The organism is Streptomyces sp. NPDC001903 (assembly GCF_042891345.1).
Taxonomy (GTDB): Bacteria; Actinomycetota; Actinomycetes; order Streptomycetales; family Streptomycetaceae; genus Streptomyces.
In genome coordinates this window covers 485,069-511,517 of record NZ_JBIASZ010000004.1, presented here as the reverse complement: position 1 = coordinate 511,517, position 26,449 = coordinate 485,069, and the positions used below count along the sequence as shown (strand labels likewise).

Genomic DNA, 26,449 nt, shown 5'->3' with positions numbered 1-26,449 from the left:
ACGACTTCGATCCAGCCACGATCTCCGCCCCCTTCTCACTGCAAATCCCGGCACCGCGGACTTCGCGGCCGGAATCACCGTGAGGCCATCCGGAAAAAGAAGTGGATCTTGCCCGAAAACTGTGGACAACAGGAGCCCTGTGAATAACTCCATCACCCCAACAGGTGAGTTCAGAGCGCGGCGGAACCACTACGCAGCGTCACGAGTCAGAAGAGGTGAGGGCCTTCGCCACGCAGGGCCCGCCGAGGAAGGAGGGCTGCAGGAATGGTCACTTGGGGCCGAAGGCAGGGACGCGAACCGCGTCCGGACATGCGACGACCCCCGCCGGGGGGGAGAGCGGGGGTCGTCCCCACGGTCCGACTCGGGGGGGGAGGAGCCAGACCGGGTTAGCACGGTCGCGAACGATCCGTGACTTCCATGGTGTACCCGAGAGCCTTCTCAGGCAAACCCACGCGCCACACCTTACGCCGAATGGTGGGCGCATATGCTCGGGGCGTGGAAATCCAGCCCTTGCCGCACTCGTCGCCCCGCACCGCAGCCTTCTTCGACCTGGACAAGACGGTCATTGCGAAGTCAAGCACTCTGACGTTCAGCAAGTCCTTCTACCAGGGCGGCCTCATCAACCGCCGTGCCGTGCTGCGAACTGCCTACACCCAGTTCATCTACCTGGTCGGCGGCGCCGACCACGACCAGATGGAGCGGATGCGTGAGTACCTGTCCTCGCTCTGCAAGGGGTGGAACGTCCAGCAGGTGCGGGAGATCGTCGCCGAGACCCTGCACGACCTGATCGACCCGCTGATCTACGACGAAGCCGCCTCCCTGATCGAGGCCCACCACACGGCCGGCCGCGACGTGGTGATCGTGTCCACGTCCGGCGCCGAAGTCGTCGAGCCGATCGGCGAGATGCTCGGCGCGGACCGGGTCGTCGCGACGCGCATGGTCATCGGCGAGGACGGCTGCTTCACGGGCGAGATCGGGTACTACGCGTACGGGCCGACCAAGGCCGAGGCGGTGCGGGAGCTCGCGGAGTCCGAGGGGTACGACCTCGCGCGGTGCTACGCGTACAGCGACTCGGTGACGGACATCCCGATGCTGGAGGCGGTCGGGCACCCGCACGCGGTCAACCCCGACCGGGCGCTGCGGCGCGAGGCGGTCGCGCGGGAGTGGCCGGTACTGGTCTTCAACCGGCCGGTGCGGTTGAAGCAGCGGCTGCCCGGGCTGTCGATGCCGGCGCGGCCGGCGCTGGTGGCCGCGGCGGCGGTGGGCGCGGCAGCGGCCACCGCGGGGCTGGTGTGGTACGCCAGTCGGCGGCGCGCCAGCGCCTTGGCCGCCGCCGCGTCCGCGTAACCCGCCCGCGGCGGGGCGGGCCGCGCCCAGGGGTCCGGGAGGCCGCCGGGCGTCGGGTTGCACCACCCCTGAGCTGCGCGGACGAGGCGCGCCCGGTTCGCCCCACGGTGTCCCGGAAAGTAAAAAAAGTGGGTAGGGGTTCCGCTTGTCAGCGAAGCGGAGTACAAAGGAGTCAACGGCCCGCGAGACCAAAGAACATCCGAGAGGATCATCTTTAAAACGCAGTAAGGCCCACGGACCGAAGCATGAACGCCGAGCACCCACGCGACGTCGACCCGTCGATTACGGGCCAGCCGCACCAGGTGACGGGCAAAGATCCCGGCCTGATGGGCAACTATCGAGGACGCTTGGTAACTGGGCGTAAATGCCAGCGGCGACACCAGAGCAAGACGGTGTCGCCGCAACCCTGCGCGGGGAGCGAGGGCGCGCGATTACGCCGCGCCGCGCTGCAGGGCCTCGCAGACCGCCGTCGACTCGCGGACACCCAGCTCGATCGCGCGGCCGCAGTGCGCGATCCACGCGGCCATCCCCTCCGCCGTCCCCGAGACGTAACCCTCGAAGGCCGCCAGGTACGCGTCCCGCCCCTGCTCGGCGTGGCCGACCTCCGCCGGGCAGATCGCCTTCGGGTCCAGACCGCTGTTGATCAGCACGATCCGTTCCGCCGCCCGCGCGACCAGCCCGTTGTACGAGCCGAACGGACGCAGCGCCAGCAGCTCCCCGTGCACCACCGCCGACGTGATCAGCGCCGGGGCCGAGCCGCCCGCGATGATCAGCCGGGACAGGCCGTCCAGCCGGCCCGCCACCTCCTCCGCGCTCGGCAGCGCCGCGGTGACGAACGGTTCGTCCACCGGCTCGCCCGCCAGCCGCGGCCGGCCCACCACGTCACCCTCGGCCGTCGACCCCGACGCCACCAGGTGCAGGCGCGCCAGCACCCGCAGCGGCGACTGGCGCCAGATGCTCAGCAGCTGCCCGGCCTCCGCGGTCAGGCGCAGCGCGGCGCCCACCGTGCGCGCCTCCGTCTCCGCCCCGAAGTCGGTACGGCGGCGCACCTCCTCCAGCGCCCAGTCCGCGCCCGACAGCGCCGCGCTCCCGCGCGCCCCGCGCAGCGCGGCCTCCGAGGTGATCTCCCCGCTGCGCCGGCGCATGACCCGGTGCCCGTAGACCCGGTCCACGGCCTTGCGTACGGAATCCACGGATTCGGCGACGCCCGGGAGCGAACCCAGGGCGGCCAGCGGGTCAGAAGCGCTACTCATAAGTAAGGAGCCTACGCACTGGGGGCGCATAGCACCGACCCCTCCTTGGAGTGGTCTTCTTCACTTACAAGCACCACACAAAGCGACCGAGCCACTACTCTTGGTGAACATGAAGATCGCTTTCGTGGGAAAGGGCGGCAGCGGCAAGACGACCCTGTCCGCCCTCTTCATCCGCCACCTCGCAGCCAATGAAGCCCCCGTCGTCGCGGTGGACGCCGACATCAACCAGCACCTGGGCGCCGCGCTCGGACTCGGCGAGGACGAGGCCGCCGCGCTGCCCGCGCTGGGCGCGCACCTGCCCCTGATCAAGGAGTACCTGCGGGGCTCCAACCCGCGCATCGCCTCCGCCGACACGATGATCAAGACCACCCCGCCCGGCGCCGGATCGCGCCTGCTGCGGGTCACCGAGGACAACCCGGTGTACGAGGCCTGCGCGCGGACGCTGACGTTCGACGGGGAGCCCGTACGGCTGATGGCCACCGGCCCGTTCACCGAGTCGGACCTCGGGGTCGCCTGCTACCACTCCAAGGTCGGGGCGGTGGAGCTCTGCCTCAACCACCTGGTCGACGGCCCGGACGAGTACGTCGTCGTCGACATGACCGCGGGCTCCGACTCCTTCGCCTCGGGCCTGTTCACCCGCTTCGACATGACCTTCCTGGTCGCCGAGCCCACCCGCAAGGGCATCTCCGTCTACCGCCAGTACAAGGAGTACGCGCGGGACTTCGGGGTCGCGCTCAAGGTCGTCGGCAACAAGGTGCAGGGCACGGACGACATCGAGTTCCTCCAGGACGAGGTCGGCGAGGACCTGCTCGTCACCGTCGGGCACTCCGACTGGGTGCGGGCGATGGAGAAGGGCCGCCCCGCGGCGTTCGAGCTGCTCGAAGCGAGCAACCGGTTCGCCCTCCAGTCCCTCCAGGACGCGGCCGACGACTCGTACGCCGACCGCGACTGGGAGCGGTACACCGCGCAGATGGTCCACTTCCACCTGCGGAACGCGGAGAGCTGGGGCAACGCGAAGACCGGGGCCGACCTGGCTGCCCAGATCGACCCCGATTTCGTCCTGCGGGAGAGCCCGGAGTTCCCTACTCCTCGCCCGACTCCTCTTCGGCCGGCTCCGCAGCCGGCTTGACCGCGGGGGCGGCCGGCTTGGCCGGCGGCCCCGCCGTCAGGAACTTCGTCCAGCCCTCCTCGGGCGCCTCCCCGACGTCGAGGCCGCGCATCCACTCCAGGACCTTGGGGTCCTGGGCGTCCAGCCAGTCCACCAGCTCGCGGAACGGCACGCAGCGGACCTCCTTCTGCGTGCACATCGACTCGATCGAGTCCTCGACGGCCTTCATGTACGTGCCGCCGTTCCAGGACTCGAAGTGGTTGCCGATGATCAGCGGCGCGCGGTTGCCCGCGTAGACCCGGTCGAAGGCCTGCTGGAGGCCCTCGCGCATCTGCTCACCCCAGTACGCGTGCTGCGAGGGGTCGCCCTGCGTGGTCGTACCGGACTGGTTGACCAGGTAGTTGTAGTCCATGCTCAGCGTGTCGAAGGCGCGGCCGGGCATGGGCACCAGCTGCAGCGGGACGTCCCAGAGGCCGTCCGTCTTCTTCGGCCAGATCTGCTTGCTGATGCCGCTGGAGTCGTAGCGGAAGCCCATGTCCTTGGCCGCCAGCATGAAGTTCTTCTGGCCTTCGAGGCAGGGGGTGCGGGCGCCGATGAGCTCCTTGTCGTAGTCGAACGGGAGAGGCTCCATCCCCTTGAGTTCCGGCGTGTTGGTCTTCCAGCCCTTGACGAACGACTTGGCCTGGTTGATCTCGCTCTTCCACTCCGGCACGGACCAGGTGCCGACGCCGCCGTCGGGGCCGCAGAAGTGGCCGTTGAAGTGGGTGCCGATCTCGTTGCCCTCGAGCCAGGCCCCGCGGACCTGCTCGGCGGTGTCCTTGATGCCCTGGACATCGCCGAAGCCGATGTCCGAGCGGCCGGACTCGTGCTGCGGGGCCGTGTAGAGGGAACGTTTCTCCTCCGGGAGCATGTACACGCCGCTGAGGAAGTACGTCATCCGGGCGTTGTACTTCTTGCCGACCTCGCGGAAGTGCGAGAAGAGCTTCTGGCTGTCCTCGCCGGCCCCGTCCCACGAGAACACCACGAACTGCGGCGGCTTCTCGCCGGGCTTCAGCTTCTGCGGCTTGCGTACGTTCGGCTGCGCACCCGTGTACGCGGTCGAGCCGTCCCCGATGGGCCGGTTGACACTCCCGGGAGCGGCCTCCGGGGCCGCCGCGCCCTTCTTGCCGTTCGGGCTCCCGGGGGACGGCTTGGCGGGCCCCGAGGTGCTGCACCCGGCGACGCCCAGCACCAGCGCCGTGGCGACCAGGCCGCCGGCGATCTTCTTCGTGGCGGCGATCATCCGTCCACCTCTCCTCGCAGTTCCATCGCGGGTCTTCCGCGCCGCAACGTCCCATGCGGTCCGCCGTGAAGATGATGTGACAAGCCGTACAAAATGCTTAATCACTCCTGGGTGCTAATTTCTAGACCATTTGCCCCCATTCCCTATCGCGTCCCTTTACTCTCCATTACCTTTCATTTACTGAGTGTTGAGACTCCCGCCGCTTCATCCCTCCGTAGAGGAGACGGGACCTATGACAGCCACCTCCCCCAAGGCCGACACGCCGCGCACGGGCCACCGCGCCGAGCTCCATGCCGACCTGTCCGCCTCCCTGACCGTGTTCCTGATCGCCCTGCCGCTCTCCCTCGGCATCGCGCTCGCCACCGGCGCCCCGCTCCAGGCGGGCCTGGTGGCCGCGGCCGTCGGCGGGATCGTGGCCGGGCGCCTGGGCGGCACACCCCTCCTGGTGAGCGGACCCGCCACCGGACTGACCGTCGTCACCGCCGAGTTGATCCAGCGCTACGGATGGCGCACCACCTGCGCCATCACCGTGCTCGCCGGCTGCTGCCAGCTCGGGCTCGCCGCGCTGCGCACCGCCCGGTCGGCGCTCATGGTCAGCCCGGCCATCGTGCACGGCATGCTCGCGGGCGTCGGCGTCACGATCGCGCTGGCCCAGCTGCACATCGTCCTCGGCGGCACCCCGCAGAGCTCCGCCCTCGCCAACGTCCTGGGCCTGCCCGGCCAGTTGGCGAACCTGCATCCGGCCGCGCTCGGCATCAGCGCCCTGACCCTGGTCGTCCTGCTCGGCTGGCCGCGGCTGCCCGGGCGGATCGGGCTCGCGCTGCGCAAGGTGCCGGCCGCGCTGGCCGCCGTCGCCACGGCCACGGCCTTCGCCGCGCTGACCGGGCTGGCCGTGCCCCGGGTGGACCTGCCGTCCTGGCGCAGCCACGCCCTGCCCGAGCTGCCCGAGGGGCCGGTCCTCGGCATCATCGCGGCCGTCCTGACGGTCACCCTCGTCGGCAGCGTGGAGTCCCTGCTGTCCGCGGTCGCCACCGACAAGCTGATCGCCTCGCAGCGGCGTACGGGCAACCGCCCGCCGCGCGCCGACCTCGACCGGGAACTGCGCGGGCAGGGCGCGGCGAACGTGCTCTCCGGGCTGCTGGGCGGGCTGCCCATCGCGGGCGGGGCCGTCCGCAGCGTGGCCAACGTCAAGTCCGGCGCCGTCAGCCGCCGGTCGGTCATGCTGCACGGGCTGTGGATCCTGCTCGCGGCCGCCCTTCTCGTCCCGGTCCTCGACCTCATCCCGCTGGCCGCGCTCGCCGCTCTGGTGATGGCGCTCGGCGTGCAGATGGTGAACGCCACGCATCTGCGTACGGTCACCCGGCACCGCGAGATCGTGGTGTACGTGACGACGATCACGGCCGTGGTGCTCGGCGGGGTCCTGGAAGGGGTCGCCGTGGGCATCGCGGTGGCCGTCGCGATCGCCCTGCACCGGCTGGCCCGGACGCGGATCACGATGGAGGTACAGGACGGGGTCCACCGGGTGTGGGCGCGCGGGCAGTTGACCTTCCTCGCGGTGCCGCGGCTGAGCCGGGTGCTGAACCAGATCCCGCCCGGCGGGCGCGTGGTGGTGGAGCTGGACGGCTCCTTCATGGACCACGCGGCGTACGAGACGCTCCAGGACTGGCAGCACGCCCACCTGGTGCACGGGGGCTCGCTGGAGGTCACGGGCCGCTCCACCACCCGGATGGCCGGGCCGGAGCGCGCCGACCGGGCCCACCCGACCCACCCGGCGCACTCGACCCACCCGGCGCACCAGCAGCACCAGCCGCACCGCGCCGATCAGCGCTCCCACCACCGCGGCGCCCATCGCGGCGGGCACCAGTGCTGCCGCCCCTGGACCCCGTGGATGAACCACTGCGACCACCGCACGACGGTGGAGCACACGATCCCCGGGGCCGCCGCGGCTCCCGACGCGCTGGAGTCCCTGGAGACCCCCGCCCCGGCCCCGACCCCGGCCCCGCGCCGCCGGGGCGCCGGCCAACTGGCCAGCGGGATCAGCGCCTTCCAGCGGGACACGGCGCCGCACGTCCGCGAGGAACTGGCCCGGCTGGCCCGGGAGGGGCAGCGTCCCTCCCAGCTCTTCCTGACCTGCGCGGACTCCCGTCTGGTGACGAGCATGATCACGGCCAGCGGCCCCGGCGACCTGTTCACCGTGCGCAACGTCGGCAATCTGGTCCCCCTGCCGGGCGCCGAGGCCACGGACGACTCGGTCGCGGCGGCCATCGAGTACGCCGTGGACGTGCTCAAGGTGGACAGCATCACGGTGTGCGGGCACTCGGGCTGCGGGGCCATGCAGGCGCTGCTGAACTCCACGCCCGGGGCCCCGATGACCCCGCTGCGCCGGTGGCTGCGGCACGGGCTGCCCAGCCTGGAGCGGATGGCCAGCCGCCACCACGCCTGGGTCCGGATCGCGGGCCGGCTCCCGGCGGACGCGGTGGAGCAGCTGTGCCTGACCAACGTGGTGCAGCAGCTGGAGCACCTGCGGGCGCACGAATCGGTGGCCCGGCGGCTCGCGGAGGGCACGCTGGAGCTGCACGGGATGTACTTCCACGTGGGCGAGGCGCAGGCCTACCTGCTGTCGGAGGGCGAGGACTTCTTCGACTGCCGGGTCTTCGACAGCGTCGGGCACCAGGCCGCGGAGCACGTCGGGCAGCACGCCTGAAAGATGACTGAATGATGACCGAATCGCCGTGACCGGCAGATCCGGATCATGGACACGAACGAACCGGTAGCCTCCGGTATCCGTGTCACGGAGTGGCCCCTTCCCGCACCCTGCAGCGGGAAGGGGCCACTCTGCACTCCGCCCGGCCGCCGTGATATAGGTCTAAACCAATTTTCGGCTACCCCTTGTCACCAGGGCCGCTGACTGATGAGCTATGCCCGGGGACACAACGGACACCCTGGGAAAGGGAGATGTCGTGAGCAACGAAAGCCTGGCCAACCTGTTGAAGGAGGAGCGCCGATTCGCTCCTCCCGCCGACCTGGCCGCCGCCGCCAACGTGACAGGGGCTGCGTACGCACAGGCCGACGCGGACCGGCTGGGCTTCTGGGCCGAGCAGGCCCGCCGCCTGACCTGGGACACCGAGCCGACCGAGACGCTCGACTGGACCAACCCGCCCTTCGCCAAGTGGTTCGCGGACGGCAAGCTGAACGTCGCGTACAACTGCGTGGACCGGCACGTCGAGGCCGGCAACGGCGACCGCGTCGCCATCCACTTCGAGGGCGAGCCCGGCGACAGCCGCTCGATCACCTACGCCGAGCTCAAGGACGAGGTCTCCAAGGCCGCCAACGCCCTGACCGAGCTGGGCGTCCAGGCCGGCGACCGGGTCGCGGTCTACCTCCCGATGATCCCCGAGGCCGTCGTCGCGATGCTCGCGTGCGCCCGCGTCGGCGCCGCGCACTCGGTGGTCTTCGGCGGCTTCTCCGCCGACGCCGTGGCCTCCCGCATCCAGGACGCCGACGCCAAGCTGGTCATCACCGCCGACGGCGGCTACCGCCGCGGCAAGCCCAGCGCCCTCAAGCCCGCCATCGACGAGGCCGTCGCCAAGTGCCCGCAGGTCGAGCACGTGCTCGTCGTACGGCGCACCGGCCAGGACACCGCGTTCACCGAGGGCCGCGACGTGTGGTGGGACGAGATCGTCGGACGCCAGTCCGCCGAGCACACCCCGCAGGCCTTCGACGCCGAGCACCCGCTGTTCATCCTCTACACCTCGGGGACCACGGGTAAGCCCAAGGGCATCCTGCACACCTCCGGCGGCTACCTCACGCAGGCCGCGTACACCCACCACGCCGTCTTCGACCTCAAGCCGGAGAGCGACGTCTACTGGTGCACCGCCGACATCGGCTGGGTGACCGGGCACTCGTACATCGTCTACGGGCCGCTCGCCAACGGCGCCACCCAGGTGATGTACGAGGGCACGCCGGACACCCCGCACCAGGGCCGGTTCTGGGAGGTCGTGCAGAAGTACGGCGTCACCATCCTGTACACCGCGCCCACGGCGATCCGTACGTTCATGAAGTGGGGCGACGACATCCCCGCGAAGTTCGACCTGTCGAGCCTGCGCGTGCTGGGCTCGGTCGGCGAGCCGATCAACCCCGAGGCCTGGATCTGGTACCGCAAGCACATCGGCGGCGACCGCTGCCCGATCGTGGACACGTGGTGGCAGACCGAGACCGGCGCCATGATGATCTCCCCGCTGCCCGGCGTCACCGAGACCAAGCCGGGCTCCGCCCAGCGCGCCCTGCCCGGGATCGGCGCCACCGTCGTGGACGACGAGGGCCACGAGGTGCCGAACGGCGGTGGCGGCTACCTGGTCCTCACCGAGCCGTGGCCGTCGATGCTGCGCACCATCTGGGGCGACGACCAGCGGTTCATCGACACCTACTGGTCCCGCTTCGAGGGCCGCTACTTCGCGGGCGACGGCGCCAAGAAGGACGACGACGGCGACATCTGGCTGCTCGGCCGCGTGGACGACGTGATGCTGGTGTCCGGCCACAACATCTCGACCACCGAGGTGGAGTCGGCCCTCGTCTCGCACCCGTCGGTCGCCGAGGCGGCCGTGGTCGGCGCCAAGGACGAGACCACCGGCCAGGCCATCGTGGCCTTCGTGATCCTGCGCGGCAGCGCCTCCGAGACCGACACCCTGGTCGGCGAGCTGCGCAACCACGTGGGCGCCACGCTCGGCCCGATCGCCAAGCCCAAGCGGATCGTTCCCGTCCAGGAACTGCCGAAGACCCGCTCGGGCAAGATCATGCGGCGCCTGCTGCGCGATGTCGCCGAGGACCGCGCGGTCGGCGACGTCACGACGCTGGCCGACTCCTCGGTCATGGACCTGATCCAGAGCAAGCTGCCGTCGGCTTCCAGCGAGGACTAGGCACCGGCTGCACCGACTGGGTGACGAGGGGCATTCGGCGCGTTGCGCCGGATGCCCCTTTCGCGCATAAAGTGAAGATCGCCTGATACGTCCTCGCGCAACCCTGTAAAGTACGACAAGCGTAAAGAAAGAATGCAAGTCCACAGGGTGCGCCGGGAAGTCTGGTCGGCAACGCGTTTCGCCATGCCGTCCAACCCACCCGGAGGTGTCCCCCGTGGCCGCGCCCAGCCCCACCGACCGCCACAGCCGCAAGTTCCTCGGCAGGCTCTCCCTGCCCGAACGGCGCTTCGTGGCCGACGCCCTGCGCGCCGAGACCGTCGGCGGCGTGCTCCTGCTCGTGGCCGCCATCGCCGCCCTGCTGTGGGCGAACATCCCCGCCCTCGCCGCCAGCTACGCCGACGTCCGCAACTTCCACATCGGACCGGCCTCCCTCGGCCTGGACCTCTCGCTCCAGCACTGGGCGGCCGACGGACTGCTGGCGATCTTCTTCTTCGTCGCCGGCATCGAGCTCAAGCGCGAGCTCGTCGCCGGCGATCTGCGCGATCCCAAGGCGGCCGCCCTCCCGGTGATCGCCGCCGTCTGCGGCATGGCCGTACCCGCGCTGGTCTACGTACTGGTCAACACCGCCGGCGGCGGTTCGATGGACGGCTGGGCGGTCCCGACCGCCACCGACATCGCCTTCGCCCTCGCCGTCCTGGCCGTCATCGGCACCTCGCTGCCGTCCGCCCTGCGCGCCTTCCTGCTGACCCTCGCCGTCGTCGACGACCTCTTCGCCATCATGATCATCGCGGTGTTCTTCACCAGCGAGATCGACTTCCTGGCCCTCGGCGGCGCGGTCCTGGGCCTGGTCGTCTTCTGGTTCCTGCTCCGCAAGGGCGTCCGCGGCTGGTACGTGTACGTCCCGCTCGCCCTGGTCATCTGGGGCCTGATGTACAACAGCGGCGTCCACGCCACCATCGCCGGCGTGGCCATGGGCCTGATGCTCCGCTGCTCCCGCAAGGAGGGCGAGGACACCTCCCCCGGCGAGCACATCGAGCACCTCGTGCGGCCCGTCTCGGCCGGCCTGGCCGTACCGCTCTTCGCGCTGTTCTCCGCCGGGGTCTCGCTCTCCGACGACTCCATCGCCCAGGTCTTCACCCGGCCCGAGACGCTCGGCGTCGTCCTCGGCCTGGTCGTCGGCAAGGCCGTGGGCATCTTCGGCGGCACCTGGCTGGCCGCCCGCTTCACCAAGGCCGAACTCAACGAGGACCTGGCCTGGCCCGACGTACTCGCCGTGGCCTCCCTCGCCGGCATCGGCTTCACCGTCTCGCTCCTCATCGGCGAACTCGCCTTCACCGACGACCCGACCCTCACCGACGAGGTGAAGGCCGCCGTCCTGTTCGGCTCGCTCATCGCCGCCGTCGTCGCGAGCGTCATGCTCAAGCTCCGCAACCGCAAGTACAGGGCCCTCACCGAGGACGAGGAGCGCGACGAGGACCTCGACGGCATCCCGGACATCTACGAGCAGGACAAGCCGGAGTACCACCTGCGGATGGCGAAGATCTACGAGGCGAAGGCCGCGGAGCACCGGCGCAGGGCCGAGACGGCCACGGCCGCCGCGCTCGAAGCGGCCACCGGGTCCAGCGCCGAGCGCGACCGTCCGGCATGATCTGAACTGACGCCGTGACGGGCGCGGTGACGGGCGCAGGACAGGCGCCGCCGCGCGGGGCGTCGACAGCAGACGACGGCAGATGACAGAGGGAGAGAGCGATGAGCGCAGTGGACCAAGGGGCGCAAGGAGCCGAGCGCACGCTCGGCCAGCTGGTCGCCTCGGCCACCGCCGAGATGTCCGCCCTGGTGCACGACGAGATCGCCCTCGCCAAGGCGGAGATCCGCCAGGACGTCAAGCGCGTGGGCATCGGCGGCACCGCCATCGGGATCGCAGGGGTGTTCGCCCTGTTCTCCCTGCCCGTGCTGAGCTTCGCCGCGGCGTACGGGATCCACAACCTCGGGCTCGGGCTGGCCTGGTCGTTCCTCATCGTGGGCGTGGCGTTCCTGCTGCTCGCGGGCCTGCTGGCGCTGATCGCCGTATCGAAGTTCAAGAAGGTCAAGCCGCCGGAGAAGACCATCGCCTCGGTCAAGCAGACCGCGGCGGTCGTCGGGAACGTCAAGCCGCATCCGCGGTCGGTGAGTGACCAGGCCGTGGGTGTGGCACGCTCGTCCTCATGACAGCGCCCTCACCGGACTCCAGCACTCCGCCCACCGCCGCGACGGCGGTCAGGATCGACGTGCCCGGCGGGCGAGCGGTGACCCACCGGGACGTCGCGGCCAACGGGGCCCGGTTCCACGTCGCCGAGATGGGCGACGGGCCGCTGGTGCTGCTGCTGCACGGCTTCCCGCAGTTCTGGTGGACCTGGCGGCACCAGTTGACCGCGCTCGCCGACGCCGGGTACCGGGCGGTCGCGATGGACCTGCGCGGGGTGGGCGGCAGCGACCGCACCCCGCGCGGCTACGACCCCGCGAACCTGGCGCTCGACATCACCGGGGTCGTACGGTCCCTCGGCGAGCCGGACGCCGCCCTCGTGGGGCACGACCTGGGCGGCTACCTCGCCTGGACCGCGGCCGTGATGCGGCCCAAGCTGGTGCGCCGGCTCGTGGTCTCCTCGATGCCGCACCCGCGGCGCTGGCGCTCGGCGATGCTCTCCGACTTCGGCCAGACCCGGGCCAGTTCGCACATCTGGGGCTTCCAGCGGCCGTTCGTCCCCGAGCGGCAGCTCGTCGCCGACGACGGGGCGATCGTGGCCGAGCTGATCCGGGACTGGTCCGGGCCCCTGCCGCCTGCGGCGGAGGACCTGGAGGTGTACCGGCGCGCGATGTGCATCCCGTCCACCGCGCACTGCTCGATCGAGCCGTACCGCTGGATGATGCGGTCGATGGCCCGCCCGGACGGGCTCCAGTTCAACCGCCGGATGAAGCGGCCGGTGCGCGTGCCGACGCTGCACCTGCACGGTTCGCTCGACCCCGTCATGCGGACCCGGAGCGCCGCCGGCTCCGGGGAGTACGTCGAAGCCCCGTACCGCTGGCGGCTGTTCGACGGCCTCGGGCACTTCCCCCACGAGGAGGATCCCGCGGCCTTCTCGACCGAGCTGGTGAACTGGCTGAAGGACCCCGAGCCGGACCGCTGAACCGACGGGATCTCAGCTGACCAGCCATCAGTACGACTGTCTTACGAACATTCAATTGCCCGGCGCATAGGCCAATTGGCCGCCCCGGACGGGGTTACCGACCTTGGGGCCCGGGCACAGCTCGTTGTATGGGCTGGACGCACGACTACGGTGACACCGCACGCGAACGCCGCCCGGCAGCGACGCCGGGCACGCACGGGAGGACGGGCCGGGACGGCCACGACCCCCGACTCGGGATTCCGCGCATCCTGCGCCGCCGGGCCCGCTGGGTCTCGGCCCGCCTGCGGCATCCACGGACGTAGCCGCGGCCGTGCCCCGTCCCGTACGGGCCCCTGCGGACCCGTACGGATCAGAGGGCGCAGCCCTGGCTGTCGGCCCGCCGGTCGGAGACCTTCCCGATCCGGATGTCGTCGCGGACCTCGTCCGCCGTCAGCGCGTACCCGGTGTTCGGGTCGTCGAGCGACTTCGCGAAGACGACCCCGTACACCTTGCCGTCGGGCGTCAGCAGCGGCCCGCCGGAGTTGCCCTGGCGGACGGTCGCGAACAGCGAGTAGACATCGCGCCGGACGGTGCCGCGGTGGTAGATGTCCGGGCCGTTGGCGTTGATCCGGCCGCGGACGCGGGCCGCGCGGACGTCGTACGCGCCGTTCTCCGGGAAGCCAGCGACGATCGCGTCGCTGCCGCTCGACGCGTCCTTGTCGGTGAACTCCAGTGCGGGCGCCTTCAGCTTGGGCACGTCCAGGACGGCGATGTCGCGCTCCCAGTCGTAGAGCACGACCTTGCCGTCGTAGAGCTTGCCCTCGCCGCCGATCTGCACGGTCGGCTCGCCGACCCCGCCGACGACGTGCGCGTTGGTCATGACCTTGCCGGGCGCGAAGACGAAGCCGGTGCCCTCCAGGACCTTGCTGCAGCTCGGCGCGGTACCGACGACCTTCACGATCGAGCGCTTGGCCGCCTCGGCGACGGGGCTGCGGGCGAGCGCCGGATCGGGCGCCTTCACCTCGGTGATCGGCTCGTTCGAGAACGGGCTGAAGACCTGCGGGAAGCCGCTGCGCGCGAGGGTGGAACTGAAGTCCGAGAACCAGGTGTTCGCCTGGGCGGGCAGCACCCGCGACACGCCCAGCAGCACCTTGGAGTTGCGGACCTCCTTGCCCAGCGTGGGAAGTGACGTCCCGGCGAGGGCGGAGCCGATCAGCCACGCCACCAGCAGCATCGCGACGACGTTGACCAGGGCCCCGCCGGTCGCGTCGAGCGCGCGCGCCGGCGACCACGTGATGTGGCGGCGCAGGCGGTTGCCCAGATGGGTGGTGAAGGCCTGCCCGATCGAGGCACAGACGATGATCACGACGACGGCGATGACCACGACCGTGGTGGACACCTGGGTGCCGTTGTCGGTCACCCGGTCCCAGACCAGCGGGAGCAGGGACACGGCGATGAGACCACCGCCGAGGAAGCCGATCACCGACAGGATGCCGACGACGAACCCCTGGCGGTAGCCGACGATCGCGAACCACACGGCGGCGAGCAGCAACAGGATGTCCAGCACGTTCACGAGGGTCACCGTCTCATGCGCGCCAGTCGAGCGGGACCTGCCTCGATCGGTCCCACGGCAGCTCCCATCCGGCGAAATGCAGGATCCGGTCGATCACTCCGGCGGTAAAACCCCAGACCAGAGCCGATTCGACGGTGAAAGCGGGCCCCAGGTGGCCGCTCGGGTGGACGGCCGTGACCCGGTGATCGGGATCCGTGAGATCGGCCACGGGAACCGTGAAGACGCGGGCCGTCTCGGCGGGATCCACGGCGCCGACGGGGCTGGGATCGCGCCACCAGCCGAGCACCGGGGTCACGACGAACTCGCTGACGGGGATGTACAGGCGCGGCAGGACACCGAAGAGCTGGACGCCGGCGGGGTCGAGCCCGGTCTCCTCCTCGGCCTCGCGCAGGGCGGCGCGCAGCGGGCCTGTGGTGTGCGGATCACCGTCCTCCGGATCGAGGGCGCCACCGGGGAACGAGGGCTGGCCGGCATGCGAGCGCAGGGTTCCGGCGCGCTCCATGAGCAGCAGCTCGGGTCCGCGGGGGCCCTCGCCGAAGAGGATCAACACGGCGGACTGGCGGCCCCGGCCGTCCTCGGGCGGCAGGAACCGGCTGAGCTGGGTCGGCCGGACCGTCGCCACGGCCTCGACGACGGGATCGAGCCACCCGGGCAGGCCCCGGGTGCTGACGCGCGGAGCGCCCTGGTCCTCGTACTCGTACGGGGCCTGCGGCTTGCCCTGTCGCGGCGGCGCAGCCGCCTGGGTCACACCGCTCTGGTCCCGCGCTCCGCGCGTCATAGGCACCCCTGCTCCCTGCCGTCGCCGACACCGTCGCCGTCCCGATACGGGGACAACGCAGCCCCGGGCCGGATTCGTTCCTCCGCGGGCCGCCGTGCGGCGACCGGCGGCCGTGCTGCGTGCTCTGTGCTGCGTGTGCTGTGCGTGCTGCGTGCTGTGCGTGTGCTGCGTGCGGCGTGCTTCCGCGGTGCGGGCTCAGGAGCCGGTCGAGGCCGCCTGGGCGGCCTGGGCGGCGCCCAGCGGCGGGGCCGGGAGGCCCGGGTAGTCCGGCGGCGGGCTCAGCCGCTGGCCGGGCTGGCCGCCCTTCTCGTACTTGAGCAGCTTCCGCGCCTTCTCCGGGTCCGTCTCGCCCTCCCCGTACGCCGGGCACAGCGGGGCGATCGGGCAGGCGCCGCAGGCGGGCTTGCGGGAGTGGCAGATCCGGCGGCCGTGGAAGACGACGCGGTGCGAGAGCATCGTCCACTCGCTCTTCGGGAAGATCGCGCAGATCTCCGCCTCGACCTTCTCCGGGTCTTCCTGCTCGGTCCACTTCCAGCGGCGCACCAGCCGGCCGAAGTGGGTGTCCACGGTGATCCCCGGGACGCCGAACGCATTGCCGAGCACCACGTTGGCCGTCTTCCGGCCGACTCCCGGCAGCGTCACCAGGTCCTCGATCCGGCCGGGCACGTTCCCGCCGAAGTTGTCCCGCAGGGCCTGCGAGAGGCCGAGGAGGGAGCGCGCCTTCGCCCGGAAGAACCCGGTCGGCCGGATGATCTCCTCCAGATCCTCGGGCACGGCCGCGGCCATGTCCTCGGGGGTCGGGTAGGCGGCGAACAGGGCCGGGGTCGTCTGGTTCACGCGCAGGTCGGTGGTCTGCGCGGAGAGGACCGTGGCGACCAGCAGCTCGAAGGGATTCCGGAAGTCGAGCTCCGGATGGGCGTACGGATAGATCTCGGCCAGCTCGCGGTTGATGCGGCGGGCACGGCGCACCATCGCCAGATGCGATTCCGGTTTCTTGGCCGAACCTTTGCCCTGAGGTCTCGGCAGGGCCTTCCGGGGCTTCCCCGGCGTCTTTTCGGGGGCTTGTTCGCCCACAGCTGAATTGGGCCCGCCCGTCACTCCCGCGGACCCCTTGGCCTGTGCTCTCACCGGCTTATTGGACACCCGGCCAGCCTAAGGCCGGGCGCTGACACCCGCCTGGACCTCAGGTAACACCACTCTGATTGGCCTCTCACCGCACAGCACACGCGTACGTCCGGCATCCTTGGTAGTGATTGATCGCACTGTTTGAGCCGTCCGGCAAAATGGGGGACCAGGTCCCCCTGAGCTGGTCGACATAGGAGAGAGACTCGTGGACGACGTTCTGCGGCGCGCCCCGCTCTTCGCGGCGCTCGATGATGAGCAGGCCGCGGAGCTCCGCGCCTCCATGGGCGAGGTGACCCTCGCACGCGGTGACGCCCTGTTCCACGAGGGCGACCCCGGCGACCGGCTGTACGTGGTGACCGAGGGCAAGGTGAAGCTGCACCGCACCTCCCCCGACGGTCGCGAGAACATGCTGGCCGTCCTCGGCCCGGGCGAGCTGATCGGCGAGCTGTCGCTGTTCGACCCCGGACCGCGCACCGCCACCGCCACCGCCCTGACCGAGGTCAAGCTGCTCGGCCTCGGCCACGGCGACCTCCAGCCCTGGCTCAACGCCCGGCCCGAGGTCGCGACCGCGCTGCTGCGCGCGGTGGCACGGCGCCTGCGCAAGACCAACGACCAGATGTCCGACCTGGTCTTCTCCGACGTGCCGGGCCGCGTCGCCCGCGCCCTCCTGGACCTGTCGCGCCGCTTCGGCGTGCAGTCCGAGGAAGGCATCCACGTCGTGCACGACCTGACGCAGGAAGAGCTGGCCCAGCTGGTCGGTGCCTCCCGCGAGACGGTCAACAAGGCCCTCGCGGACTTCGCGGGCCGCGGCTGGCTCCGCCTGGAGGCCCGCGCGGTCATCCTGCTGGACGTGGAGCGGCTGGCGAAGCGGTCGCGCTGACCGCGCTCCGGATGTGTGTGGAGGGGTCCTGCCCGGTCGGGCGGGGCCCCTCTGCCGTTTCCCGCTGCGCCGTGGCCGACTGCCGTTTCCCGCTGCGCCGTGGCCGGCCCACCCGGCGCGCTCAGACCTCGGTCAGCGCCTCGACCGCCTGCTTCGCCTCGAGCAGGCCGGCCCCGGTGACGCGCCGGTAGACCCGGATGGCCTCGACCGTACGGCCGTCGCGCACGAGCGCCCGTACCCCGTCCAGCCCGGCCGGCTCCGGCTCCTCGATGCCGAAGTGGTCCAGGACCAGGCCCAGGCGCCGCTCCAGCCGCTCCGAACGGCGCTCCAGGGCCTTCATGCGCAAGGTCACCGTCGAGGTGATCCACGAGGCCGTGGCGATCAGCGCGAGCAGCAGGAACAGCGTGGTCATTCGGGGCCCCCCGGGATCAGTCCGTGATCTTGAAGGTACTCCAGCTGCGCCCGTACGGACCATTCCGCGGCCGGCCACAGCGAGCGGTCCACGTCCGCGTAGACGTGGGCGACGACCGCCGCCGGGGTCGTGTACCCGTCCTCCACGGCGGTCTCGACCTGGGCGAGCCGGTGCGCGCGGTGGGCCAGGTAGAACTCCACCGCGCCCTGTGCGTCGTCCAGGACCGGCCCGTGGCCCGGGAGGACCGTGTGCACGCCGTCGTCGACCGTCAGCGAGCGCAGCCGGCGCAGCGAGTCCAGGTAGTCGCCGAGGCGGCCGTCGGGGTGGGCCACGACGGTGGTGCCGCGGCCGAGGATCGTGTCGCCGGTCAGGACTGCGCGGTCGGCGGGCAGGTGGAAGCAGAGCGAGTCGGCGGTGTGGCCGGGGGTCGGGACCACGCGCAGCTCCAGGCCGCCGGTGCGGATGACGTCCCCGGCGCCGAGCCCCTCGTCGCCGAGGCGCAGGGCGGGGTCGAGCGCGCGGACCTTGGTACGGGTGAGCTCGGCGAACCGGCCCGCGCCCTCGGCGTGGTCGGGGTGGCCGTGGGTCAGGAGGGTCAGCGCGATCCGCTTGCCCGCCTGTTCGGCGGTCTCGATGACCGCGCGCAGGTGGGCCTCGTCCAGGGGGCCGGGATCGATGACGACGGCTTCCGCGGAGCCGGGCTCCGAGACGAGCCAGGTGTTGGTGCCGTCCAGGGTCATCGCGGAGGCGTTGGGGGCCAGGATGTTGACCGCGCGGGCGGTGGCGGGCCCCGAAGTGACGATTCCGCGGGGCTGTCCGGGCAGAGCGGCCGCATCCGTCACGGGGTGCCTCCGAGGCGGACGTGCTTGGTGAACTCGTCGTGTCCGGGCCAGCTGAGCACCAGCTCCCCGTTCTCCAGCGTGGCCTCGGCCAGTACGGGGGTCAGGTCCTGGGCCGCGGAGGCGGTGAGGGCGTCCACGGCGCTCCCGTACGGCTCCAGCGAGCGGAGCGTGGAGATGGTGGGCGGCATCATCAGCAGCTCGCCCTTGTCGTAGCCGGAGGCGGCGTCCGCGGGGCGGATCCAGACGGTCCGGTCGGCCTCGGTGGAGGCGTTGCGGGTGCGCTGGCCCTCCGGGAGGGCGGCGACGAAGAACCAGGTGTCGTAGCGGCGCGGCTCGAACTCCGGGGTGATCCAGCGGGCCCAGGCGCCGAGCAGGTCGGAGCGCAGCAGCAGGCCGCGGCGGTCGAGGAACTCGGCGAAGCTGAGCTCGCGGGCGACCAGGGCCACCCGGTCGGCCTCCCAGTCGTCGCCCGTGGTGTCGCCGACGACCGTGTCGGGGGACTCGCCGGCGAGCAGGACGCCGGCCTCCTCGAAGGTCTCGCGGACGGCGCCGCAGACGATCGCCTGGGCGGTGCGGGGGTCGGTGGCGAGGCGGGAGGCCCAGTCGTCCTGGCTCGGACCGGCCCAGCCGACGAGGTGGTCCTCGTCGCGCGGGTCGACCCCGCCCCCGGGGTAGGCGTACGCGCCGCCCGCGAAGGCCATGGAGGCCTTGCGGCGCAGCATGTGCACGGCGGGGCCGGCGGGGGTGTCGCGGAGCAGCATGACGGTGGCGGCGCGGCGGGGTTCCACCGGGACGAGGGAACCGTCCATGAGCGCGCGGATGCGGTCGGGCCACTCCGGCGGGTACCACTGGCCTCCGGCGGGGGCTGGCTGCTGACCGTGCTGACCATTCGGCATGTCGGGATGCTACGGGTATCCGGCCCGATGTTCGAGAGCCCACCGGGGCGGGCCGGTCGCGAGGCGGAACGGAAACGGCGTCGGGGCCGGGAACGGGGCCGGTGCCGCGCGCGGGAACGCGAACGGCCCCGGCGGGCCGACGGGCCCGCCAGGGCCGGAGCGCACGAGGGGTGCGTCAGGAAGACGAGACTTCCACCTGGAGCTCGACCTCGACCGGGGCGTCCAGCGGCAGGACCGCCACGCCGACGGCGCTGCGGGCGTGGACGCCCTTGTCGCCGAGCACCTCGCCCAGCAGCTCGCTCGCACCGTTCAGCACGCCCGGCTGGCCCGTGAAGTCCGGGGCCGAGGCCACGAAGCCGACGACCTTCACGACGCGCTCGATCTTGTCGAGGTCGCCGATCACGGACTTGACCGCCGCCAGGGCGTTCAGCGCGCAGACCGCGGCCAGCTTCTTGGCCTCCTCCGCGGAGACCTCCGCCCCGACCTTGCCGGTCGTCGGCAGGCTGCCGCTGACCATCGGGAGCTGCCCCGCGGTGAACACGTACGCGCCCGACCGCACGGCCGGCTGGTACGCGGCCAGCGGCGGGACGACGTCCGGCAGGGTCAGGCCGAGCTCGGCCAGCTTCGCCTCGACAGCGCCGCTCATGCCTTCTCCCGCTTGAGGTAGGCCACGAGCTGCTCGGGGTTGTTGGGGCCGGGCACGACCTGGACGAGCTCCCAGCCGTCCTCGCCCCAGGTGTCCAGGATCTGCTTGGTGGCGTGGACCAGCAGCGGGACCGTCGCGTATTCGAACTTCTTGGTCATGGGGGCGAGCGTAACGCGTGACGGCGCGGGGGTCCGCCCGGCCGAAGGTTGGGGGAGGCTCATGCGCGGCCCGAGGGGCGAGTGGTTAGGCTCAGACGCTGTGAGCAGGCTCCAGGTGGTCAGCGGCAAGGGCGGAACCGGCAAGACCACGGTCGCCGCGGCACTCGCGCTCGCCCTCGCGCGCGAGGGCAGACGGACGCTGCTGGTCGAGGTCGAGGGCAGGCAGGGGATCGCGCAGCTCTTCGGGGCCGAGGCGCTCCCGTACGAGGAGCGGAAGATCGCCGTCGCCCCGGGCGGCGGAGAGGTCCACGCCCTGGCCATCGACGCCGAGCGGGCGCTCCTCGACTACCTCCAGATGTTCTACAAGCTCGGCTCCGCCGGCCGCGCCCTCAAGAAGCTCGGCGCCATCGACTTCGCGACGACCATCGCGCCCGGGCTGCGGGACGTCCTGCTGACCGGCAAGGCGTGCGAGGCGGTCCGGCGCAAGGACAAGGCCGGGCGCTACGTCTACGACCACGTGGTCATGGACGCGCCGCCGACCGGGCGCATCACCCGCTTCCTCAACGTCAACGACGAGGTGGCCGGGCTGGCCCGGTTCGGGCCGATCCACAACCAGGCGCAGGCCGTCATGAAGGTGCTCAAGTCCCCGGAGACGGCCGTCCACCTGGTCACGCTGCTGGAGGAGATGCCCGTCCAGGAGACGGCCGACGGGATCGCCGAGCTGCAGGAGGCCGGACTGCCGGTGGGCCGGGTCGTCGTCAACATGGTGCGGCCGCACCACCTGGACGAAGACACCCTGCGCGCGGCCGCCGGGGAGCGCCGGGCCGACGTGGCCAAGGCGCTGTCCCGGGCCGGCCTGGGCGGCGCGCGCCGCGGCGGGCTCGCGGAGCGGCTGGTGGACCCGCTGCTCGCGCAGGCCGCGGAGCACGCGAGCCGGGTGGAGCTGGAGCGCGCGCAGCGCACCGTACTGGAGCAGTTGGACGTGGCGACGTACGAACTCCCCCTGCTCGGCGCGGGGATGGATCTGGCCGGACTCTACGAGCTGGCCTCGGAGCTGCGGAAGCAGGCGGGCGAGGAATGACCGAGGCCACGACCGGAACGAAGGCCGGCACCCGCATGGACGCTCCCCCGCGGCTCCCCGTGGACCGGCTGCTCGACGACCCCGGGACGCGGATCATCGTCTGCTGCGGCGCGGGCGGGGTCGGCAAGACCACGACCGCCGCGGCCCTCGGCGTACGGGCGGCGGAGCGCGGGCGGAAGGTGGTCGTGCTGACCATCGACCCGGCGCGGCGGCTCGCCCAGTCGATGGGGATCGACTCGCTGGACAACACCCCGCGCAAGGTGCAGGGGGTCGACGGCGCCGACGGCGGCGAACTGCACGCCATGATGCTGGACATGAAGCGGACCTTCGACGAGATCGTCGAGGGGCACGCGGACGCCGAGCGGGCCGAGGCCATCCTCGCCAACCCCTTCTACCAGTCGCTGTCGGCCGGCTTCGCGGGCACGCAGGAGTACATGGCGATGGAGAAGCTGGGCCAGCTGCGGGCCCGCGACGACTGGGACCTGATCATCGTGGACACCCCGCCGAGCCGGTCCGCGCTGGACTTCCTCGACGCGCCGAAGCGGCTGGGGTCCTTCCTGGACGGGAAGTTCATCCGGGTGCTGATGGCTCCGGCGAAGGTGGGCGGCCGGGCGGGGATGAAGTTCCTCAACGTCGGCATGTCCCTGATGACCGGCACGCTCAGCAAGCTGATGGGCGCCTCGCTGCTGAAGGACGTACAGACGTTCGTGGCGGCGATGGACACGATGTTCGGGGGCTTCCGCACCCGCGCGGACGCGACGTTCCGGCTGCTCCAGGCTCCGGGTACGGCCTTCCTCGTGGTCGCGGCGCCCGAGCCGGACGCGCTGCGGGAGGCGGCGTACTTCGTGGAGCGGCTGGCCGCGGAGAACATGCCGCTGGCCGGGCTCGTACTGAACCGGGTGCACGGCAGCGGCGCCGACCAGCTGTCCGCGGAACGGGCGTTGGCCGCCGCAGAGAATCTTGAAGAAGGCGGCATTGTCGATCAGGAGTCCGGGAATGCTGGACTTCGTGACTCGGCCGCGGAGGCCGACGCGGCGGGGGCCGACGGCGCGGACGCCCGTGCGGACGCCGACGTGGACGAGATCACCGCGGGTCTGCTGCGTCTGCATGCCGAGCGGATGCAGGTGATCGCGCGTGAACAGCGCACACGCGATCGTTTCACCTCGCTGCACCCCGAAGTGGCGGTGGCCCAGGTGGCCGCCCTGCCCGGCGATGTGCACGACCTCGCCGGGCTGCGGGCCATCGGAGAGCGACTCGCGACCGGGATGCCGGCCGGAGCGTAGGCGTTCGTACGGCCTGCGTGCCGTACGGCCCGCCCGTCGTACGGGCCTACCCGGCTGCCGCGTACGTCTCGTACGGCACGTCGATCTCCGCCATGTCCGCATCGACGTCCACGGTGAGGATGCCCGTACTGCGCTCGTACTCCGTGCGGGCGGTTTCGAGCAGCCGTCGCCACGAGGTGACGGTGGGACGCCGGCGCAGCAGTGCGCGACGCTCCCGCTCTGTCATTCCGCCCCATACTCCGAACTCGACACGATTGTCGAGCGCGTCGGCCAGGCACTCGGTCCGCACCGGACATCCGGTGCACACCGCCTTGGCCCTGTTCTGTGCCGCTCCTTGAACGAACAGTTCATCCGGATCGGTAGTGCGGCAGGCTGCCTGCGCACTCCAGTCGGTAACCCAGCCCATCCCGGCGCCGTCCTCTCCCGAATCGAGGCTCCCCCACGGCGGTAGCGGCATATTCACCGCTGCCAGTTGAGGACGTTACGGAAGGCGGGCACAGTGCAACACCCCCGACGGGCCCAATCTTGAATGGTCCGAACGGACTATGGGTAAGCGGCAGATCACCCGACGGAGTGATCCGGCGACATGCCCGACCATTCCGGCAATTCGGATGGAATCGGCGGATCATGGAGGGGCGGCCGTCGGAGTGAGGGGCGAGATTCGGACATAAGTCCACCCCATTCGGGAAGGGTGAAAATCAAGCCGAGGGGTTGATGTCGCACCGCACTGCTGTGACAGTTGGGGACAGCTTAGGCCAAGGCATTCGCGCGTGTCCGGCGAATGAGAACGTAGGCTGCCCTCCATGGGAAAGAAGCGCTCGGGCGCCGGGCTCACGGGGCCGCAGCAGGCCGCCAAGTTCCTCGGGGTGTCCGTTCTCTCCGGAGTTGTGCTGGCCGGCATCGCGATCCCGGGCGCAGGCGCCCTCGGGCTCGCCGCCAAGGGAACGGTCGAGGGATTCGACGAGATCCCGGCCAATCTCAAGACACCGCCGCTGAGTCAGCGCACGACGATTCTGGACGCCGAGGGTGGCTTGATCGCCACGGTCTATTCGCGGGACCGGCAGGTGGTGCCGCTGACGGCCATCTCCCCGTACATGCAGAAGGCGATCGTCGCGATCGAGGACTCGCGTTTCTACGAGCACGGCGCGATCGACGCGAAGGGCATCCTGCGCGCGGTCAACCGCAACGCGCAGGAAGGCGGCGCCGCGCAGGGCGCCTCCACGCTGACGCAGCAGTACGTGAAGAACGTGTTCGTCGAAGAGGCCGGCGATGACGAGACCAAGGTGCGCGAGGCCCAGGAGAAGAGCCTCGGCCGCAAGATCCGCGAGCTGAAGTACTCGATCCAGGTCGAGGAGGAGCTCGGGAAGAAGAAGATCCTCGAGAACTACCTCAACATCACGTACTTCGGCCAGCAGGCATACGGAATCGAATCCGCCGCTCAGCGCTACTTCAGCAAGCCGGCCAAGGACCTGACCCTGGACGAGTCGGCGCTGCTGGCCGGCGTGGTGCAGTCGCCGAGCCGGTTCGACCCGGTGAACGACGCGCAGGAGGCGATGAAGCGCCGCAACGTCGTCCTCCAGCGGATGGCCGACATGAAGGACATCTCGCAGGCCGAGGCGGACGAGGCGAAGAAGAAGCCGGTCACGCTGAAGGTGACGCGGCCGAAGAACGGCTGCATCACGGCGGTCAAGGGCGCGGGCTTCTTCTGCGACTACGTGCGCAACACGTTCCTGACCGACCCGGTGTTCGGCAAGACCCGCGAGGAGCGGGCCAAGCTCTGGAACCAGGGCGGCCTGACCGTGCGGACGACGCTGGACCCGCAGTCGCAGGAGTCCGTCAACGAATCGATCAAGGACCACGTCAACCAGGACGACAAGGTCGCCACGGCCGTGACCCTGGTGCAGCCGGGCACGGGCCGGGTGCTCGCGATGGGCCAGTCCAAGCCGTACGGCTTCGGGAAGAACGAGACGCAGATCAACTTCTCCGTGGACAAGCGGATGGGCGGATCGAACTTCGGCTTCCCGACCGGTTCGACCTTCAAGCCGTTCGTCGCGGCCGCGGCCCTGGAGAAGGGCGTGCCCGCGGGCAAGACCTACCCGTCCCCGCACGACATGGAGTACCCGAGCCCGGTGCAGACCTGCGGCGACAAGCCGTGGGTCAACACCTCGCACGACCGGGTGGAGAACGAGTCGGAGTCCGAGCGCGGCCCGTACGGCATGCAGGAGGCGATGGCCAAGTCGGTCAACACCTACTTCGTGGAGATGATCTCCGAGAACGGGCTCTGCCCCGTGACCGACATGACCACCAAGCTCGGTGTGATCCCGGCCGACGGGACGAAGCTGCCGGAGGTCCCGGCGATCGCGCTCGGCACCGAGGGCATGTCCCCGCTGACCATGGCGAACGCGTACGCGACCTTCGCCAACCGCGGCGTGTACTGCACGCCCGTCGCCCTGGAGTCCATCACCGACGCGCACGGCAAGGCGCTGGCCGTGCCGAAGTCGCAGTGCGACCGCGTGATGAGTGAGAAGACCGCGGACACCGTCAACACGCTGCTGCTCGGCGTGATCGACTCCGGTACGGGTACCGCGGCGGGTCTGACCGACCGGCAGAACGCGGGCAAGACCGGCACCACCGACAGCCGCTACAACGCCTGGTTCGTCGGGTACACGCCGAACATGGCGGGTGCGACGTGGGTCGGCTCGGGCGGCGCGAAGCAGGTGTCGATGGAGAACATCACCATCGGCGGCCAGTACTACGACAAGGTCTACGGCGGCGGGCTGCCCGGTCCGATCTGGAAGCAGGCGGTCTCGGGCGCGCTGGACGGCCGGGAGGCGCCGAGCTTCGTCACGGTCGGCCTCGGGCCGGAGACCGGCGTGCCGACGGGCGGCGGCCGGCCCAGCACCCCGAACCCGAACCCGAACAAGCCGGGGAAGCCCGGTAAGCCGGGCGGCGACAACAAGCCCGGCGGCCGCCCCGGCGGCCAGACCGCGGCGGGAGCCACGGGCGGCGCGGCGGCAGGTGCGACGGGTGGCGCCACGGGCGGGGCGACGGGCGGTGCGACGGGAGGCAACAACCCGACCGACCCGTTCCCGGGCGGCGTGATCGGCGGCCTCGAGGACTAGCCGGCCAGACAGGCAGAGGGAGGGCCCCGCCCGCGCGTCGCGCGGGCGGGGCCCTCTTGTGTCCCTGTGCGTCGTCCGTTCAGGAAAGGTGCTTCTTGACGGCGGCGGCGACGCGGCCGCCCTCCGCCAGACCGGCCACCTTGGGGTTCACGATCTTCATGACGGCGCCCATGGCCCGCGGCCCCTCGGCACCCGCGGCCTTGGCCTCCTCGACGGCCTGCGCCACGATCGCGCCGAGCTCCTCGTCGCTGAGCTGCTTGGGCAGGTAGGTGTCGAGGAACTCGCCCTCCGCCGTCTCGCGCGCGGACTGCTCGGGACGACCGCCCTGCGCGAAGGCCTCCGCGGCCTCGCGGCGCTTCTTCGCCTCCTTGGCGATCACCTTGAGGACCTCGTCATCGGAGAGCACACGCGCCTCCTTGCCCGCGACCTCCTCCTTGGTGATGGCGGCGAGGGTCAGGCGCAGCGTGGACGAGTGCAGCTCGTCGCGCGCCCTGATGGCGGTGGTGAGGTCTTCCTGGAGCTTGGCCTTGAGCGTGGTCATGACTTGAGTCTGCCAGGTGGAGGGGCGGTGGCGCCCGCCGGTTTTCCGCGTCTGCGACGATGG

23 protein-coding genes are annotated in these 26,449 nt (G+C 71.1%); 11 read left to right on the top strand and 12 right to left on the bottom strand.

The genetic code is table 11. From position 1 onward, the window contains the following. Positions 1–510 precede the first annotated feature (510 nt). Positions 511–1,347, top strand: a complete 837-nt coding sequence (locus ACFYZS_RS12010) for an HAD family phosphatase (RefSeq protein WP_030152694.1) — start codon at positions 511–513, stop codon at positions 1,345–1,347. A gap of 431 nt (positions 1,348–1,778) precedes the next feature. On the opposite strand, the gene ACFYZS_RS12005 is transcribed toward ACFYZS_RS12010, so the two are convergent. Beyond that, entirely contained in the window at positions 1,779–2,600 is an 822-nt protein-coding gene (locus ACFYZS_RS12005; protein WP_389009971.1) for an oxidoreductase, read from the bottom strand. A gap of 109 nt (positions 2,601–2,709) precedes the next feature. Here ACFYZS_RS12005 and ACFYZS_RS12000 point away from each other — a divergent pair, with 109 nt between their 5' ends. After that, complete coding sequence (locus ACFYZS_RS12000; RefSeq protein ID WP_389009968.1) at positions 2,710–3,729, top strand: ATP-binding protein; 1,020 nt, start codon at positions 2,710–2,712, stop codon at positions 3,727–3,729. On the opposite strand, the gene ACFYZS_RS11995 is transcribed toward ACFYZS_RS12000, so the two are convergent. Next, complete coding sequence (locus ACFYZS_RS11995; RefSeq protein ID WP_389009965.1) at positions 3,683–4,990, bottom strand: hypothetical protein; 1,308 nt, start codon at positions 4,988–4,990, stop codon at positions 3,683–3,685. The two genes, ACFYZS_RS12000 and ACFYZS_RS11995, sit on opposite strands and share 47 nt — an antisense overlap. Positions 4,991–5,222: 232 nt before the next feature. Here ACFYZS_RS11995 and ACFYZS_RS11990 point away from each other — a divergent pair, with 232 nt between their 5' ends. The 5 genes from ACFYZS_RS11990 (at position 5,223) to ACFYZS_RS11970 (ending at position 13,070) form a co-directional block, all read left to right on the top strand. After that, positions 5,223–7,694 (top strand): SulP family inorganic anion transporter, encoded by a 2,472-nt coding sequence (locus ACFYZS_RS11990; RefSeq protein ID WP_389009962.1) that lies wholly within the window; start codon positions 5,223–5,225, stop codon positions 7,692–7,694. A 214-nt stretch (positions 7,695–7,908) separates the two neighbouring features. After that, on the top strand, positions 7,909–9,906 hold the full coding sequence (gene acs, locus ACFYZS_RS11985; protein ID WP_389009959.1) for an acetate--CoA ligase: 1,998 nt from the start codon (positions 7,909–7,911) through the stop codon (positions 9,904–9,906). A 214-nt stretch (positions 9,907–10,120) separates the two neighbouring features. Further along, positions 10,121–11,554 (top strand): Na+/H+ antiporter NhaA, encoded by a 1,434-nt coding sequence (gene nhaA, locus ACFYZS_RS11980; RefSeq protein ID WP_389009956.1) that lies wholly within the window; start codon positions 10,121–10,123, stop codon positions 11,552–11,554. A 101-nt stretch (positions 11,555–11,655) separates the two neighbouring features. Continuing rightward, entirely contained in the window at positions 11,656–12,114 is a 459-nt protein-coding gene (locus ACFYZS_RS11975) for a phage holin family protein (protein ID WP_389009953.1), read from the top strand. After that, a complete protein-coding gene (locus tag ACFYZS_RS11970; protein WP_389009950.1) occupies positions 12,111–13,070 on the top strand; it encodes an alpha/beta fold hydrolase in 960 nt (319 codons plus the stop codon). Before ACFYZS_RS11975 ends, ACFYZS_RS11970 begins: the two co-directional genes overlap by 4 nt. Before the next feature lie 349 nt (positions 13,071–13,419). On the opposite strand, the gene ACFYZS_RS11965 is transcribed toward ACFYZS_RS11970, so the two are convergent. From ACFYZS_RS11965 to nth, 3 genes are all read right to left on the bottom strand, one after another. Next, entirely contained in the window at positions 13,420–14,622 is a 1,203-nt protein-coding gene (locus ACFYZS_RS11965; RefSeq protein ID WP_389010275.1) for a MarP family serine protease, read from the bottom strand. A gap of 13 nt (positions 14,623–14,635) precedes the next feature. Next, positions 14,636–15,400 (bottom strand): NUDIX hydrolase, encoded by a 765-nt coding sequence (locus ACFYZS_RS11960; protein ID WP_389009948.1) that lies wholly within the window; start codon positions 15,398–15,400, stop codon positions 14,636–14,638. A gap of 195 nt (positions 15,401–15,595) precedes the next feature. Then, complete coding sequence (gene nth / locus ACFYZS_RS11955; protein WP_389009945.1) at positions 15,596–16,474, bottom strand: endonuclease III; 879 nt, start codon at positions 16,472–16,474, stop codon at positions 15,596–15,598. A 256-nt stretch (positions 16,475–16,730) separates the two neighbouring features. Between nth and ACFYZS_RS11950 the strand changes: the two genes are divergently transcribed. After that, positions 16,731–17,405: a Crp/Fnr family transcriptional regulator gene (locus tag ACFYZS_RS11950; protein WP_003981529.1), complete on the top strand. Its 675-nt coding sequence runs from the start codon at positions 16,731–16,733 to the stop codon at positions 17,403–17,405. A gap of 121 nt (positions 17,406–17,526) precedes the next feature. On the opposite strand, the gene ACFYZS_RS11945 is transcribed toward ACFYZS_RS11950, so the two are convergent. The 5 genes from ACFYZS_RS11945 to ACFYZS_RS11925 all read right to left on the bottom strand — a co-directional run bounded on the left by ACFYZS_RS11945 (position 17,527) and on the right by ACFYZS_RS11925 (position 20,359). Beyond that, on the bottom strand, positions 17,527–17,817 hold the full coding sequence (locus ACFYZS_RS11945; RefSeq protein ID WP_389009943.1) for a hypothetical protein: 291 nt from the start codon (positions 17,815–17,817) through the stop codon (positions 17,527–17,529). Beyond that, complete coding sequence (locus ACFYZS_RS11940) at positions 17,814–18,659, bottom strand: MBL fold metallo-hydrolase (RefSeq protein WP_389009940.1); 846 nt, start codon at positions 18,657–18,659, stop codon at positions 17,814–17,816. Before ACFYZS_RS11940 ends, ACFYZS_RS11945 begins: the two co-directional genes overlap by 4 nt. Beyond that, on the bottom strand, positions 18,656–19,555 hold the full coding sequence (locus ACFYZS_RS11935; RefSeq protein WP_389009937.1) for an NUDIX hydrolase: 900 nt from the start codon (positions 19,553–19,555) through the stop codon (positions 18,656–18,658). Before ACFYZS_RS11935 ends, ACFYZS_RS11940 begins: the two co-directional genes overlap by 4 nt. Positions 19,556–19,730: 175 nt before the next feature. Next, positions 19,731–20,201 (bottom strand): RidA family protein, encoded by a 471-nt coding sequence (locus ACFYZS_RS11930; protein ID WP_389009934.1) that lies wholly within the window; start codon positions 20,199–20,201, stop codon positions 19,731–19,733. Further along, positions 20,198–20,359, bottom strand: coding sequence for a DUF4177 domain-containing protein (locus tag ACFYZS_RS11925; protein ID WP_007264966.1), 162 nt, complete (start codon positions 20,357–20,359; stop codon positions 20,198–20,200). Before ACFYZS_RS11925 ends, ACFYZS_RS11930 begins: the two co-directional genes overlap by 4 nt. Positions 20,360–20,459: 100 nt before the next feature. On the opposite strand from ACFYZS_RS11925, the gene ACFYZS_RS11920 reads away from it, so the two are divergent. Next, complete coding sequence (locus tag ACFYZS_RS11920; protein WP_389009930.1) at positions 20,460–21,440, top strand: ArsA family ATPase; 981 nt, start codon at positions 20,460–20,462, stop codon at positions 21,438–21,440. Then, positions 21,437–22,723, top strand: coding sequence for an ArsA family ATPase (locus tag ACFYZS_RS11915; RefSeq protein WP_389009927.1), 1,287 nt, complete (start codon positions 21,437–21,439; stop codon positions 22,721–22,723). The genes ACFYZS_RS11920 and ACFYZS_RS11915 overlap by 4 nt, the downstream gene beginning before the upstream one ends. A gap of 46 nt (positions 22,724–22,769) precedes the next feature. Here the strand turns inward: ACFYZS_RS11915 and ACFYZS_RS11910 are convergent, their stop codons facing one another. Next, entirely contained in the window at positions 22,770–23,129 is a 360-nt protein-coding gene (locus ACFYZS_RS11910; protein WP_053690983.1) for a WhiB family transcriptional regulator, read from the bottom strand. A gap of 397 nt (positions 23,130–23,526) precedes the next feature. Here ACFYZS_RS11910 and ACFYZS_RS11905 point away from each other — a divergent pair, with 397 nt between their 5' ends. Next, positions 23,527–25,845 carry a transglycosylase domain-containing protein gene (locus ACFYZS_RS11905; RefSeq protein ID WP_389009924.1) on the top strand — a complete coding sequence of 773 codons (2,319 nt, stop codon included), beginning with the start codon at positions 23,527–23,529 and terminating at the stop codon, positions 25,843–25,845. A gap of 79 nt (positions 25,846–25,924) precedes the next feature. Here ACFYZS_RS11905 and ACFYZS_RS11900 read toward each other — a convergent pair whose 3' ends face one another. Further along, on the bottom strand, positions 25,925–26,386 hold the full coding sequence (locus ACFYZS_RS11900; RefSeq protein WP_053690981.1) for a GatB/YqeY domain-containing protein: 462 nt from the start codon (positions 26,384–26,386) through the stop codon (positions 25,925–25,927). Positions 26,387–26,449: the final 63 nt, after the last annotated feature.